Below are 14,611 nucleotides of genomic sequence, written 5' to 3'. Positions count from 1 at the left end.
TTGCTGTGAAACCAGGTGAGGCGGGATTACCCTTCTAACACTTTACCGGCTCACCCCCCTTTGCCGCACTGGCGTAGATCGCATCGAGGACTTCCATGATAACAATTCCCTCTTCGCCACTAGCGGTATGCGGTTGGTCCCTTTCGATACAGTCGATCAAATGGCCCATCGATGAACCTGGTGAATTGCCGCCGACAACCTCTGTATCCAGTTTCGATCCCTGATCACTAGAGAAGATATGGCCCTGGAACGCATAACCACCATCCAGGTTTCGCTGGCGCAGCCCACCGCGAGTCCCCAGCAAAGTGGTTTCCATTTGTTCATTTTCTTGAATGTGGCTCGCCCATGAAGCCTCGACTTGGAGGCTCATGCCGTTCTCGAACGTAATCATAGCAGAAGCCAGATCCTCGACATCAAATTCCACACCTTCCGCTCTGGCCCGCTCTTGAGCGAGATGATCGTAGGTTTGAGCAAGCACATATTTCGGCTTGGGATAACCGCTGAGCCACATGGCTAAGTCCAAGCGATGCACACCGAGATCGATCAGCGGACCGCCCCCAGACAAAGCTTTACGACCAAACCATGAGCCGAACTTCGGCATACCCCAGCGACGCAGCCATCGCGTGCGACCCGAATAAATCTCTCCGAGTAATCCACGCTCCACCTGTTGCTTCAATCCCCAGGCAGCCTCAGTAAAGCGGTACGAAAAATTAATCATAAGACGCTTACCCAGCCGATCCGCTACAGCCTGCATCTCACGGGCCTCATCGGCGTTCATCGCCATGGGCTTTTCACAAATAACATGCGCCCCAGCCTCCAGAGCCTGAATAGTGAGTGGCTTATGTAGGCTGTTGGGTGTTGCAATGCTCACGACGTCAGGTTTCTCAGTCTCCAACATTGCTGTAACATCAGTGTATTGATTACTTATCCCAAATTGATCTCCGACAGATTTAAGCAGCTCTTCATTAAGGTCACAAATCGCGACCACCTCAGCATTTTCCCGTGATTGGAATCCCTTTATGTGAGACTTCCCCATTCCTAGGCCAATGGTGGCACATTTTATTTTACTCATAGGTCCACGTTCAATTTAGGTGTTCATGTGGGGTGCGTGGCTGAAATCCACATCAGTCTTCTTGATTGCTTCAGGAGACTCCTTGGCATTCGGGGCAATATTTGTAGGTTTTTCAACCGACTTTGCGGCCCAATATGCCGCATTTTGCAAGATGGTTTGAATCTGCGGATTGTAATATATCGGGAACGTCTCATGCCCTGGCCGGAAATAAAATACGCGGCCATTTCCACGATTCCACGTGCAGCCACTGCGGAAGACTTCGCCACCTTCGAACCAAGAGATAAAGATCAGTCGATCCGGCTCGGGAATGTCGAAGCGCTCACCATACATCTCGGTATCGGGTAGCTCGATATATTCGCCAATGCCCTGGGTAATCGGATGTGACGGCGCTATATTCCACAGGCGCTCCTTTTCGGCTGCTTCACGCCACTTCAAAGAGCAATTTGTACCCATCAGTGTTTTAAAAATTTTTGAGTAGTGTCCCGAGTGCAAAACGACCAACCCCATGCCAGACAGCACACGCTGTTGAACTTTTCTTACGATCTCATCAGATACCTCGTCGTGCGCTCTATGTCCCCACCAAAACAAGACATCAGTAGCATCTAAGACAGCGTCAGTCAGTCCGTGCTCGGGCTCGTCCAAAGTCGCAAATCCCACTTCGACATCCTCGCAACCATCGAAGCTCTGAGCCATAACCTTATGCATTCCATAAGGATACAGTTTTCTTGTGAAGTCATTAGTTTTTTCGTGACGATATTCGTTCCAGATTGTTACACGCATGAGATTTTTGGGATTATTTGAAAGTTAGAATGTAAAATATTATTATTTCCGAGACGGCTGGACAATACCATTAGCCATTAAATATCACCAATAAATGGCAAATTTCTTAGAAACATTACCCTCCGAAGCTGACTTGAAGAAATGGGCGCCTTCAGATTTACGTGACTGGTTTAGAGTAATTATTCCTGAAGTCGGGCGGACTATTATCCCGGGCAACCTAGAAGTTACCGAAAGGTTTACGTCGCATAGGGGACATCATTTCCACAAAATCCCCGAGGTCTTCATTCAACTCCATGGAAGCAATAGGATTGATACTCCTGGAAACACGATTGCCATGTATCCAGGGGATGCGCTCATTATGCCACGAGGAGTCCCCCACCGAGAGTCATTCAGCACGGGTAAACAGGGATTTGCGCATTTGGTGTTCACCCTAAATCAAGACCGAATAGATTTTCACATGGGAGTCTCATCGCAGGAAGATCGACCGCGCACTGGACTCATCAGTGGAGCCGCTATGCGGCACGCTCCCCAATGTCGTGGTTATTTGGAAGACATCATCTCAAGTCGCAATGGATTGTCACCCCTGGGCGATACGGGTGAACGTGCCCTGTGGCAAGCCGCTTGCGGGATGATTCATCAAGCTCTATCTATGCCCGAAACAGATTCTAATAATGAAAGCCCACGCATCACTTGGGTGCGCCATTATATACAGAACCATATCTCTGATTCGAATCTGACGGTCAGCTCTATCGCGTCGGTAATGCATTGCTCTGCCGATTACTTATCCCACAGGTTCCACACAGAAGTAGGTCAGCGCTTTTCAGCATACTTGCGTCAGGCACGTCTAGCATTCGCTCAAGAATTGCTCATTGAACCTGAACTCAGTGTTTCTGAAATCGCCTTCGCGAGCGGCTTTCAGAGCAGCAGCTATTTCATCAGAGTCTATCGTCAACATTTTGGCGTGTCTCCCGGTAAGGCTCGAAAGCGATAATTAGAATAAAATTTGATTTCGTGATCTCATGATTGCAATGAAGTCAACGCTTTCAAATATCGCAAATTATCATAGGTCCATTGACATCAACTTGCCATTTTAAAGGACATTACGTCTCACTCTACACTCAATGATCACTGCCACCGGAAGCTATATTATTCGCCTCGCAACGACCTTAGGCGATGCTGCGCTCTTCGGATCGAAAGCTCTCTTGCTTTCACTCGGTAGAGATTTCTCTCTGCGCAAAATATTAGACCAAGTCTATGGAATTGGCGTGCGGTGTGTCCCGGTAATATTGCTCGTTTCCATTTTCACTGGCATGGTACTCGGCCTTGAGGGCTATCACACACTGACAAAATTCGGAACAGAAGGTCTGGTGGGATCTGCTGTCGCCCTGGCCTTAATTCGTGAACTTGGCCCGGTGCTGACTTCACTGATGGTAATTGGCCAGGCTGGTTCGACCATGTCTGCGGAATTGGGCGTCATGCGCAATTCCGAACAAATTGATGCTTTGGATACGATGAATATTTCACCGCTGTCCTTTCTTATCGGTCCCAGACTCATTGCCGGGCTCATCAGTTTTCCCCTGCTTACCTCTATTTTCGACGTGGTGGGCATTTTGGGAGGTTATCTCGCCACGGTCGTTATGCTCGATGTCGATTCAGGCACTTATTGGTATCGCGCCATCGACGGTGTCACCATGGATACGGTGATGCTAGGCTATATAAAGGCGATGGCATTCGCGGTCGTGACGCTTCTAATATGCTGTTACCAAGGCTACAATCTCCACAAACACGGCAATCGTTTTGGAGCACGTGGCGTTAATGCAGCAGCGACTTCCGCTGTCGTATTATCTAGTGTTTCAACGCTGGTGCTCGACTACATCATCACTGCCTGGATGATATGAGCGCTCCAGAACGCATACCTGGCACCCGCCCGATGACCGTATCAGACGGCCAATCACCCCTGATCCAAGTGCGTGCACTAAGCAAGAGCTTCGGCTCTAAGCAAGTGTTACACTCAATCGATTTAGATATCGAGAAAGGCACCACCGTTGCGATAATTGGAAAGAGTGGCACGGGAAAATCAGTCTTTCTAAAGTGCTTGGCGGGGCTACTGACACCTGAGAAGGGTGAAGTCTACTTTCGCGGCGAACTGGTTAATCAGAATCCCAAGACCTTTCAGCTCTTTCGAGCGCGCATGAGCTATATGTTTCAAGACAATGCGCTATTCGATTCAATGTCAGTACTCGACAATATCTGCTTACCTCTGCTCGAAACACGAAGAATCAAGCGTTCAGAGGTCCAAGAGCAAGCCTACCGCCTGCTGGAAACGCTCGATATCGTCGAAATAGCCGATAAATTCCCCTCGCAAGTATCTGGAGGCATGCAGCGCCGTGTTGCACTAGCGCGTGCACTGATTACTGAGCCAGAGATCATCCTCTTCGATGAACCGACCACAGGCCTAGACCCAATACGCCGAAATGCTGTCTTCAGCTTGATTTCAGAAACGCAGAAGAAAATAGGTTTCACCGCCCTCATGGTGAGTCACGATATTCCGGAGGTATTTTATATCAGTGATCAAGTCGTTCTTATTGATGAAGGGCAAGTGGCACTCTCTGAGTCTTCATACCATATCGAATTGTCGCAGAACCCCATCCTGCGTTCATTCATTGACAGCCACAATCGCCTAGAGAACGCACTCACCGGTTTGTTGGACACAATTCAATTTGAGCGCCATTTCCGCAATCGCCTCATCTCCCGACCAGCTCAGATTCTCCTCCTTACCATTAGCAATTTCGAACGCATCGCTTCCGAGCTCGGTCACATTGCTGCCCAACACATCTTTCAACATATCGCCGATTCGCTCACTGAGTGCCTAAACGATTGGGAGTATGCAACCCGCTGTGGACAAAACCAAATCGCGGCGCTTACCTTCCGTGCCACTAAAACGGAGATAGATAGCCTCACTCAGGCCTTGAGGGTTGCCGTGAAAAAAATCCCCGAGATGCAAGATGAACCGAGTCAAAAGCCCTGCGTCAGCTTCGATATAAGCATGGGAATCGAGTCGATTGAAAACGAACCTTATGATGCGCTTCGTTTTGTTATCGATGCCGCGGAGAAACGTAGTCACAGCCTCATCAATATTTCTTGTCCCAAACACTCCAAACTCACACGACCCCCTTCCCCTGTATGATCTCGCAAAAGAAAATCGAATTTTCCGTGGGTGCTTTCGTTCTCGTCGGCGTCATTGCTGGCCTCTACCTAACATTCGTCATGGGGGGCTTGAGCGTAACCAACGGCGACACCTACCAGCTCAAAGCCAGATTCGCAGACGTGACTGGGCTTAGGGTCGACACCGCCGTGCGCATTTCTGGTGTGAGTGTCGGACACGTGGAGAAGATCGAGTTAGATCAGGAGTCCTTTGCGGTTTGGGTTACGATTTCCTTACCTAATTGGCTTGAACTCGATGACGATACCATCGCTTCCGTGCGCACGGACGGGCTTATCGGCGACAAATACCTCAGCTTGCTTCCAGGTGGCTCGGGGATCATTCTAGGCCCAGATGATATCCTCTATGAAACGGAATCAGCCGTTGACCTAGAGGGCCTGATAAAAAATTTCGCCTTCGGTTCAGTTGAATAAATCCGCTTGTTTTCTCTTATGCTGCACATGCTTCGCACTCTAGCTTCATTCCTTCTTCTTACGTCGGTCACACCGCTCCTAGCGTCCGACGCAGCTATGAGCAAATTGAAGGTTGCCCTCACTGACATCCAGGCCATCACAGCTCAAAAACTGGATTACTCGATTCCAGAAAATAGTGCGCAGCTCAAAGCTGCAGTCGAACGCTTCTTCTCGCCTGAACTCCTCAGCCAACGAGCGCTGGGCCGCGGCTGGCGCCAACTCAATCCAGAGCAACGCACGACGTTCGTCAAAAATTTCACCGATCTACTCATAGCAAACTATGCCAGCCAGCTCCAGGAATCGGGAGACGCAGATGTGCTCTACGGAGAGAGCCGCACGATGGGCTCAGGCCGTGTCGAGATTTCCACCTCGATCGTAAATGGCGCAAGCGAGCTAGAAGTGCTCTATCGCATGACCGATCACGAAAATGACTGGCAAGTCTACGATGTCATCATCGAAGGAGTCAGTCTGGTGAGTAACTATCGCAGCCAATTCACTTCCATCCTCCAACGCCACGGCCCAGACGGACTGCTTCAAAAGCTACAAGAACAACTCGATAATCGTTAACAGCCTCAGATAATTGAAATGAATGCATACAAACTAGTGCTCACCGCCCTTATATCCTTTCTAGCTCTCGCTACCTCAGCCTGCAAGACCACCGAATCTCAACAATCCGCTCAGAGTGCGCCGATGGGTGACCCCGAGGAGGCCGTTCTTTTTGATGATGAGTTTGATGATTTGCCGGTAACCTGGGATCCTCTCGAGCCGATTAACCGAGCGATCTTTGGATTCAATGACGTGGCTTACAATTACGTATTGAATCCGATCGGCGACGGTTATGAGGCCATCACTCCAGAACCCGTTCGCGGCGGTATTTCTAACTTCTTCGACAATCTGAAATTTCCCATCCGCTTCGTCAGCTCACTCCTACAAGGCAAGCCTGCACGTGCAGGTAAAGAAACCGGGAAATTTCTCATAAACTCGACTGCTGGCTTCTTCGGCATTGTTGACGTCTCTTCCGATATCGATGGCCTGAATGATGTGCCAGCAGAGGATCTCGGACAAACGTTGGGCGTATGGGGCATTGGCAACGGGCCTTATCTAGTCCTCCCCATATTAGGACCCTCCTCACTTCGAGATGCCATAGGCAGAGTTGGCGATAGCTACCTCCACCCTTTCGAACATGCGGATGAGTGGCAACACTGGGAATGGGAATACGAAGCCGGTCTGCGAGCCCTTGAAATCATAAATGAACTCCCAGAACAGATCGACCGCTACGAGCTTTTCGACGAAAGCGCTCTCGATCCTTATATATCACTGCGGGAAGCCTATATGCAAAACCGCAAGCGCGAAACTGAGCGCTGATGTCTTTTGATCGCCCTGGTGCTTCATTCCATCCATCATTGAGAACCATGGAAAAGCGTCGGGGTGTATTCGAAAATCCTGCGAATTTGGAGAGTATTCTCAACCTCGCGTCATCCCATCAGCTCGAGCCGATTGAATACGCCGCTGGGGAAACCATCCTCGAACAGGACCAGGTCAACAACGAGTTGATCATCATAGTGCGTGGCCAAGCGCGCCTGCTGACACACACCGAAGATCACGGACAAGTTACCGTAGACACCCTGGAGGCAGGTGCATTCCTCGGATTGATCTCGTTCTGGACCCGCATGCCTATATCGACTCATTCAATTGCTGAGACCCATGTAGTAGCTCTCCCAATCCATCGAAAGGATTTTGACGCAATTCGTAAATCCGATGCGGAAATCAATAGAGTTATCGATTTTTGGCTGATCGAAAATCTCTGCCATCGGGTCCAGCGGATGATCACCGTAACCACTCAAAACAAAGAGCTCACCCGTAAACTTGAACAAGAGCGCCGAGAGCTGAGCGACACCGTCCGCGAGCTAAAGAGCACGCGCAACAGCCTGATTCACGCAGAACGGCTCGCCGTTATGGGCCAACTGGTCGCAGGTGTCGCTCACGAGATTAATAATCCATCGGCATCGGTGAAACAAAACACCGTTCAGATGCGCGAACACATCGAGACATATCTAAAACAAGGCAAAGACCGTTTTACCCCTGACCAGCGGCATACCCTATTCACCGAAGGCTATGCCCATACATTTTTAGAAGGGTCTGCTGTCCGCAAACGCCTTGAGGATGCCGAGAGGCGTTTTCAAGATTTGCCGCGCAGTTTGCTGCGTCGCATTGCTCATTTCAGCGCAGACGCTCTATCGATAGCAATGCCGAAAAACCGTATCGATCTCGACCGACTCCAGGCCGCTTTGCGTTATTTTGAAGCAGGCGTATTTTTAAGAAACATTGAGGTATCCAACCACCGTATCTCTGACTTGGTAATCACCCTTAAAAATTATGGTCGCAGCCAAGGAACTTCACGAGAACCCACTGACTTAAATCAGTGCATCAATGAAACATGCACGATGCTCAATCATCGGCTGAAACGCTTCCATCTCGACCGATCCGAGATGCAACCTTTACCCAGGGTCCTCGTATCATCCAGCGAGATCAACCAAGTACTCACCAACCTGATCGTCAACGCTTGCGATGCGACTCCGGCAGACGGAACCATCACGCTGCGTTCATTTTCAACAGACCGTTCAGTAGTCGTTCAAGTCGCAGATACCGGCGCGGGTATTCCCCTCGACAAGCTTGCAACGATCTTCGAGGCAAATTTCACCACCAAACATAGCGGCAACCGCATTGGCTTAGGACTAGGGCTTACCATATCGCGAGATATCGCAGAAAAGCACAGTGGCAGGCTCGAAGCCCAGAATTTGCCAAAAGGCGGTGCTCAATTCACCCTCACTCTACCGCGCCATGACTGATCAACTTCCAACCATCACCATCACCTATTGCCCTGGGTGCAACTGGATGTTCCGCTCTAGCTGGATGTGCCAAGAGCTTCTGCATTCCTTCGGCGAGCACATTCATGGCGTGACCCTGGTTCCGAGCAAACATACGCCAGGCATCTTTGAAATCCATATCGATGAACAACTCGTGTGGAACCGAAAAACCGATGGCGGGTTTCCCTCTGCAACAGATCTTAAACAACGCGTCCGCGACATTATCGATCCTGATCGTGACCTCGGACACCACGACAAGAAATAATGACTATGAAGACTGATATGCGTCACTTTGTTATCCTACCCCTGCTGATACTCTGCTTATCGGGATGCGGCAAATCATCTGAAACGGAATCTACTGAATCATCCAGCAGTGAGCTTACCTCCGAACACCTGATCCTCGGAAACGGTTCCGAACCGCGCACACTCGACAAAGACGCAGTCACCGATTCAACCGGGACGGCCATCATGGATGCTTTGTTTGACCCTCTGGTCGCATACGACCCCGAAACGAAGCAATACGAACCCGTCGCATGCGAACGCTGGGAGGTTTCTGAAGACGGCTTGGTATATACGTTTCACCTATTAAAAGACGCGCGCTGGAGCAATGGAGACCCTGTGGTCGCTGCGGATTGGGAAGCAGGCTTCCAACGCGCCTTACGTCCAGAAATCAGCACACCCTACATGCAGGTATTTACGGGCATAATCAACGCGTTAGAGTATAACTCGGGTGAAGCCGAGTGGGCAGATGTGGGGATTAAAACAGACGGAGAACATAAACTCGTCGTTACCTTCCAGACTCCCAAGCTCTCTTTCATAGGGAGGCTATCCCAAAGTTGCTTCTTTCCCTTCCACCGGCCGTCCGCTGGGCCTTTCGGTGCAGAAACCTCTCTCGATACAGCCTATTACCGAAGCACCGAGCTTGTTGGCAATGGCGCTTTCAAACTAGAGAAATGGGTCCAAGATGAGGTAGTCATCGTAGCGCGAAATCCCTACTATGTCTTTGGAGATGAGATTCATCTGGAAAAGATCAGTTACCTCCCGATTGGTAGCCTGGATACCGAACTACGGGCATTCGATACCAACAAGCTTCATCGTACAAATTCAGTCCCTCCTCAGAAACTCAACCTCTTCAGGACGGAACGCACTGATGTCCTCCGAGAAGATGACCTCTTTGGCACTTACTTTTTCAACCTCAATGTAGAACGTCCACCGTTGGACGATCCTCGCGTTCGGCGTGCCCTTGCACTCACAGTCGATCGCTATGAGATCACAAATTTCGTTACAAACGGGGGCCAACCATCCGCTACGTCATTTATCCCAGATGGACTCGCCGGATATACCGGAGCAACTGGCTATGAAGAGAACATTGAAGAAGCGCAACGACTCTTGGCTGAGGCAGGATTTCCAGGTGGAGAGGGATTCCCTCAACTCACCCTGATTTATAACACGCTCGAGAGTCACCGGAGCATCGCCCAGGCAGTTCAAGAAATGTGGCGCACTCACCTCGGCATCGAAATCGCTCTGCTCAACCAAGAGTGGAAGGTTTTCCTTCAAACCATCCAAGACGGAGATTATGACATCTCGCGCTCAGGTTGGGTCGGCGGCACCGATCCCGAGGGCTATTTAGATCTCTTTAACTCCGAGTCCGGCAATAACCGCTCAAACTACAGCAACCCAGCCTTCGACGCCCTGTTTCTCGAAGCCAGCCAACAGATCGATCCTCAACGCCGCATGGAACTATTTCGCGAAGCCGAGGCAATCATCGTCCGGGACATGCCTGTCATTCCAATATACCATTACCTGGAATTCTACCTCCTGCGCCCCGAGGTCCAAAACTGGCGGAATAACCCCGCGATGGACCTAATTTTCAACGGCGTCATGATCGGGGATTCTGTGGATTAGATAATTCCAGCTTTTGCGCGTATTGGGTGCCCAAATTCGGAAAGGCGCGTTCGAGCCAGTCGCGAGCAGGATCTGCTAAAAGTGCTCCACACAAGGCGAAATGAATAACCCATAATTCTTGCGCACCCTATTGCGTTAATACTGATTTTTGTGGACCCGGTCGCCATACCCCTGAGACGGTCACAGCACGTTGCACTCTAGGTTGACGGTCCGAAACTACCCTCAATTTTTCGAGCATTAGATCAACAGCAGCGGCACCTATAAGTTCGCCCTGCTGATCAACCCCCATCCATTCTTCTTTCATGGATGGATGCCAATCGAGATGAACAAGGGGCAAATCCGCTTGGTCCATTTTTATTAGCCAGTCGCATATGAAACTCTCGTGAGTAAGGATAACATCAGGGCTCCATCGCTCAAACCAGTCACAAAAAACGTTGTAGTCCCCTGGAAGTACACCCGTCAAGGGTTCTGCGAAATCCTTTGAACCCGCGGACTGAAAGGATTTAAAACCGCCCGAATAGCGCTGCTCAAGTAAGGCATCATTGGGCCCAACAACCAACCCCGGCCGGCTAAATCCCATCTTAATGATTGCGCCGAGTGCTAAGCGAACAGTGGCGAATTGATCATTGGTAACATAGTCGACATGTTTCGCCAACGGGCGGAAGCCCATGCCCAACATCCCCATACGCGGTATGGCCTCGAAGCCACCACACTCTCGATTAGCGAGCGATGAAAATATGAATAGACCCCGCACCCCCCGCGCTTGGAGAATACTGCTCAGACGCTCTACACTTATACTTGGATCCCGCCCCCAATGCTCCGAGACGGAAAACCCCAGCTCTTCTGCTCGCTCAATTATTCCAGCAGTGTAACGACGGTAACTCTCCCACAGCTTGAGAGAGTTCACCTTGTCGTGGAGATTAAGGATAGCTAGGTTTCCCTGAGAAGCAGTCTTTTGCGCATTAGCCAAGCGTGTCATTGCTGCTGATAATTCTCCATCCGGCTGGTATCCTAACTCATCAGCCACACGTTCAATCTCCTCACGACGTGTCTGCGAAATGGACGGATGACCACGCAAAGCAAGCGACACCGCCATCTTGCTAACGCCGACGCGCTCAGCGACCGACTTTAAGGTGATTCGACTCATTCAGATACTTTACGTAAAGTATGAGAAATATCGAAACGAAAAAAACTCACCATTAGTAGTCTAGATATGTATAAGCTTTCTCTCAACGGCAGTTGGCAGTTGCACGCTGCAGAAACTCCTGAAACCACTTACAGCGCAATGGTTCCTGGTTGCGTGCATGACGCACTTTACGACGCCGGCGCCATTGAGGACATCAACTATCGCACCCAGGAACTCGACGCGCTTTGGGTAGGAGAGAAGGATTGGGTGTACTCGCTGGAATTCGAGGTGGATGAGGAACTACTCAGCCAGGAGCATATTCTTCTGCGTTGTCATGGTCTCGATACCCTGGCCACGATCTGCCTTAACAGCGATGAGATAGCTTCCACTGATAACATGTTCCGCCTATGGGATGTGGATCTTAGCGGTTTGCTCAAGCTGGGAACCAACCAACTGCAAATTACCTTCGCTTCCACACTTCCGCTCATGGCCGAGAAGACAGCTCAGCGCCATCTGCCAGCTTGGAACGAAAGTCACGAATCATGGAGCGAGGAAGAGGACAAAAAAGTACGCGATTGGGGATATATTGGCCGTGGCTATATTCGCAAAATGGCATGCAACTATGGCTGGGACTGGGGCCCAATGACTATATCTGCGGGAATCTGGCAAGACATCGAGATCCTTGCATGGAGCAACGCACGGATAAACGATTGGTTCACTACCCAAGAGCATCACGATGACGGTTCCGTTACGGTCATTATTAATGTAACCCCAGATCAGCCTGTCGACTTAGCGATCGAGGCAAGCCTCAGCATCGACGGAGAAACAGCGGGGACAGCAGCGGCAGAGAGATTTTATGGCCAGAAAACCCTAAAAATCCACATTGAGCACCCCGAACTCTGGTGGCCTAACGGCCTGGGCCGGCAAACCTTATATGACCTCGCGATCACGCTCAAAGACACTCATGGACGTCCGCTTGACACTATCAAAAAGCGCCTCGGCCTCCGCACCCTTGAACTCATTACTGAAGAAGACGCATTCGGCACATCCTTCGTTTTCGCCGTCAATGGAATCCGCTTCTTTGCCAAAGGAGCCAACTGGATTCCCGTTGACCAGTATCCATCCGGCAAAAACCTTGAACCGCGCTACCGTCATCTTTTGCAGAGTTGCAAGATGGCTAACTACAACATGATACGCGTCTGGGGAGGCGGCTACTTCAGCCACGACGCATTTTATGATCTGTGTGACGAGCTGGGCATCTGTGTCTGGCAGGATATGATGTTTGGCTGCGGCACCTACCCAACTTGGAATCGACGATTCATGGACAGCGTCTTCGAAGAAGTACGGGACAATGCCCGCCGTTTGCGCCACCACGCTTCACTCGCTTTGTGGTGCGGTAATAACGAGCTGGAAATGGGATTCACAGCAGATGAGTGGAGCGATAAAGATTTCGCCTGGGACGCTTACTTTGAGCTTTTTGACAAACTCATCCCGTCGGCACTGATGCAGACCGATCCAAATACGCCCTACATTCCAGGCAGTCCTCATGGAGCTCCAGGCGAACGAAAATCGGGTAATGCAGCCACAAGCGGTGACTGTCATTTCTGGAATGTGTGGTTCTCTGATGCTCCATTCGAAGATTATCGCACGCAGACTCATCGATTTATGAGCGAGTTTGGGCACCAATCATTTCCCGAACCACGCACAGTCAATAGCTTTACGGAGCCCAAAGATCGCAATTGGGATAGCCCGGTCATCACTCATCGCCAACGCAGCCAGCCAGGAAACAAACGTATCCTTGAAAAAGTATTTGATTGGTTCGGAAAAGTAGAAGATTTCGATGCCCAGTGTTGGCTTTCACAGATAGCGCACGGCAACGGTTTACGCATTGGCATCGAAGAGTGGAGGCGCAGCTGGCCGCGGACTACCGGCGCCACCTACTGGCAACTTAATGACTGTTGGCCTGCGCAAACCTGGTCTTCCATTGACTACTACGGACGGTGGAAGGCCACCCACTATTTTGCCAAACGCTTTTTTGAGCCGGTCTTGATTTCAGCGTTGGAAGATTCCGTTAACAAAACTGTAGCGATCTATATCAACAATGATCTGCCCCAAAGCATAAGAGGGGCGGTTACTCTCCGCGCCTATCTGCCTGAAGGTAGCTTGGTTTTTGAAAGGACAGAAATAAAGGAAGTATCAGGCGTCACATCCCAACCTATATTCGAAGTCAATTTTGAGAATCTATCCCAGCCCGTATTCGAAGCCAATCTTAGGAAAGAATGCGACCACCCAGAGAACTTAATCGTTTTCCTCTCTTTCACAGCTCTGCCCAATGGCCGAACATATCCTGCGCCTTCAGATGGAGTCGTTATCTTCCAACGCCCGCATAAACTACCATTGTGCGAGCCAAACCTGACAACATCCATCACCGCGGGGCCTGAAGACACCTTCATCATAGACATTACCAGCGACCTGCCCGCCCTCTGGACTTGGTTTAGTCTTACCGAAACCGACTGCCTTTTCTCCGATAACTTCTTTGCTCTAAGGCCAAATGCACCGCATCAAATTATTGCCACGCCAAGCACTGTTATGAGTCTCGATGAGTTCAAGGCTCAACTGGAGGTGAAAAACGTTAAGCAGTTAATGATACCCTCATAGAGCCAGCTAACCAGTGAAAATTAGGACGACGTCTAAAGACTTTCGTCGTTTGAAAAAAAATCTTCGAAGCATTTCTAGAATCCAGTCATATGTTTCCTGGATTCTGGGGGGTGTAGATTCTGGTTTTATCTTAGCCAGAAACTCAGTCGTCTCGGCGAGGTGACCGGCGAGTTGAATCTCTATCTGCTAATTTGAATGCGGAACGCCCCATTCAAAGTTGAAGATTGAGCTAACGCAAAAATCCCTGAAATACACTTCGACTAAGAGACTCCCCAATTACGCGGACAAAAAAAGGGACCCCGACTTTCGCCAGAGGCCCCTTAAAACAACAAACTATACTAGGATGCTTTATTACACCATCTGGCGCATCATTGTTCCCATTCGTTTTACTGCCTGCGTGTGAATTTGGCAGATACGTGCCTCGCTGACCTGGTAGATCGTAGCAATTTCGCTGAGGCGCATGTTTTTAAAATAATACATTTTCAAAATTTCTTGGTAGCGCTCGGGCAGACGCGTCATCGTCTTTTT

General features: G+C 50.1%; 14 protein-coding genes. 10 read left to right on the top strand and 4 right to left on the bottom strand.

Features of this window, described 5'->3' with window-relative positions; genetic code table 11:
* Positions 1-34 precede the first annotated feature (34 nt).
* Together HRU10_10700 and HRU10_10695 are read right to left on the bottom strand one after the other, a co-directional pair.
* Positions 35-1,072, bottom strand: a complete 1,038-nt coding sequence (locus tag HRU10_10700) for a Gfo/Idh/MocA family oxidoreductase (protein NRA27699.1) — start codon at positions 1,070-1,072, stop codon at positions 35-37.
* A gap of 15 nt (positions 1,073-1,087) precedes the next feature.
* A complete protein-coding gene (locus tag HRU10_10695) occupies positions 1,088-1,852 on the bottom strand; it encodes a ThuA domain-containing protein (protein ID NRA27698.1) in 765 nt (254 codons plus the stop codon).
* A 94-nt stretch (positions 1,853-1,946) separates the two neighbouring features.
* Here HRU10_10695 and HRU10_10690 point away from each other — a divergent pair, with 94 nt between their 5' ends.
* The 9 genes from HRU10_10690 to HRU10_10650 all read left to right on the top strand — a co-directional run bounded on the left by HRU10_10690 (position 1,947) and on the right by HRU10_10650 (position 10,299).
* Positions 1,947-2,843 carry an AraC family transcriptional regulator gene (locus HRU10_10690; GenBank protein ID NRA27697.1) on the top strand — a complete coding sequence of 299 codons (897 nt, stop codon included), beginning with the start codon at positions 1,947-1,949 and terminating at the stop codon, positions 2,841-2,843.
* A 130-nt stretch (positions 2,844-2,973) separates the two neighbouring features.
* Positions 2,974-3,750, top strand: a complete 777-nt coding sequence (locus HRU10_10685) for an ABC transporter permease (GenBank protein NRA27696.1) — start codon at positions 2,974-2,976, stop codon at positions 3,748-3,750.
* Positions 3,747-5,039: an ATP-binding cassette domain-containing protein gene (locus HRU10_10680; GenBank protein ID NRA27695.1), complete on the top strand. Its 1,293-nt coding sequence runs from the start codon at positions 3,747-3,749 to the stop codon at positions 5,037-5,039. Before HRU10_10685 ends, HRU10_10680 begins: the two co-directional genes overlap by 4 nt.
* The gene (mlaD, locus tag HRU10_10675) at positions 5,039-5,488 is read left to right on the top strand and encodes an outer membrane lipid asymmetry maintenance protein MlaD (GenBank protein NRA27694.1); all 450 of its coding nucleotides are present in this window, start codon (positions 5,039-5,041) and stop codon (positions 5,486-5,488) included. The genes HRU10_10680 and mlaD overlap by 1 nt, the downstream gene beginning before the upstream one ends.
* A gap of 96 nt (positions 5,489-5,584) precedes the next feature.
* Positions 5,585-6,094: an ABC transporter substrate-binding protein gene (locus tag HRU10_10670; GenBank protein NRA27693.1), complete on the top strand. Its 510-nt coding sequence runs from the start codon at positions 5,585-5,587 to the stop codon at positions 6,092-6,094.
* Positions 6,095-6,112: 18 nt separating this feature from the next.
* Positions 6,113-6,892 (top strand): VacJ family lipoprotein, encoded by a 780-nt coding sequence (locus HRU10_10665; GenBank protein ID NRA27692.1) that lies wholly within the window; start codon positions 6,113-6,115, stop codon positions 6,890-6,892.
* Positions 6,892-8,376: a cyclic nucleotide-binding domain-containing protein gene (locus HRU10_10660; protein ID NRA27691.1), complete on the top strand. Its 1,485-nt coding sequence runs from the start codon at positions 6,892-6,894 to the stop codon at positions 8,374-8,376. Before HRU10_10665 ends, HRU10_10660 begins: the two co-directional genes overlap by 1 nt.
* Positions 8,369-8,659, top strand: coding sequence for a SelT/SelW/SelH family protein (locus HRU10_10655; GenBank protein ID NRA27690.1), 291 nt, complete (start codon positions 8,369-8,371; stop codon positions 8,657-8,659). The genes HRU10_10660 and HRU10_10655 overlap by 8 nt, the downstream gene beginning before the upstream one ends.
* Before the next feature lie 5 nt (positions 8,660-8,664).
* Positions 8,665-10,299 (top strand): peptide ABC transporter substrate-binding protein, encoded by a 1,635-nt coding sequence (locus HRU10_10650; GenBank protein ID NRA27689.1) that lies wholly within the window; start codon positions 8,665-8,667, stop codon positions 10,297-10,299.
* 127 nt (positions 10,300-10,426) lie between these two features.
* On the opposite strand, the gene HRU10_10645 is transcribed toward HRU10_10650, so the two are convergent.
* Positions 10,427-11,446 (bottom strand): LacI family DNA-binding transcriptional regulator, encoded by a 1,020-nt coding sequence (locus HRU10_10645; protein ID NRA27688.1) that lies wholly within the window; start codon positions 11,444-11,446, stop codon positions 10,427-10,429.
* Between the two features lie 66 nt (positions 11,447-11,512).
* Here HRU10_10645 and HRU10_10640 point away from each other — a divergent pair, with 66 nt between their 5' ends.
* Positions 11,513-14,083, top strand: coding sequence for a hypothetical protein (locus HRU10_10640; protein ID NRA27687.1), 2,571 nt, complete (start codon positions 11,513-11,515; stop codon positions 14,081-14,083).
* Between the two features lie 351 nt (positions 14,084-14,434).
* Here HRU10_10640 and HRU10_10635 read toward each other — a convergent pair.
* On the bottom strand, positions 14,435-14,611 hold a 177-nt coding region (locus tag HRU10_10635), incomplete at its 5' end, for a sigma-70 family RNA polymerase sigma factor (GenBank protein ID NRA27686.1).

It is taken from the genome of Opitutales bacterium, from assembly GCA_013215165.1.
In the GTDB taxonomy this organism is placed as follows: domain Bacteria; phylum Verrucomicrobiota; class Verrucomicrobiia; order Opitutales; family JABSRG01; genus JABSRG01.
Note: the sequence above shows the minus strand (reverse complement) of the source record. Positions and strands in the feature narration are given on the sequence as shown.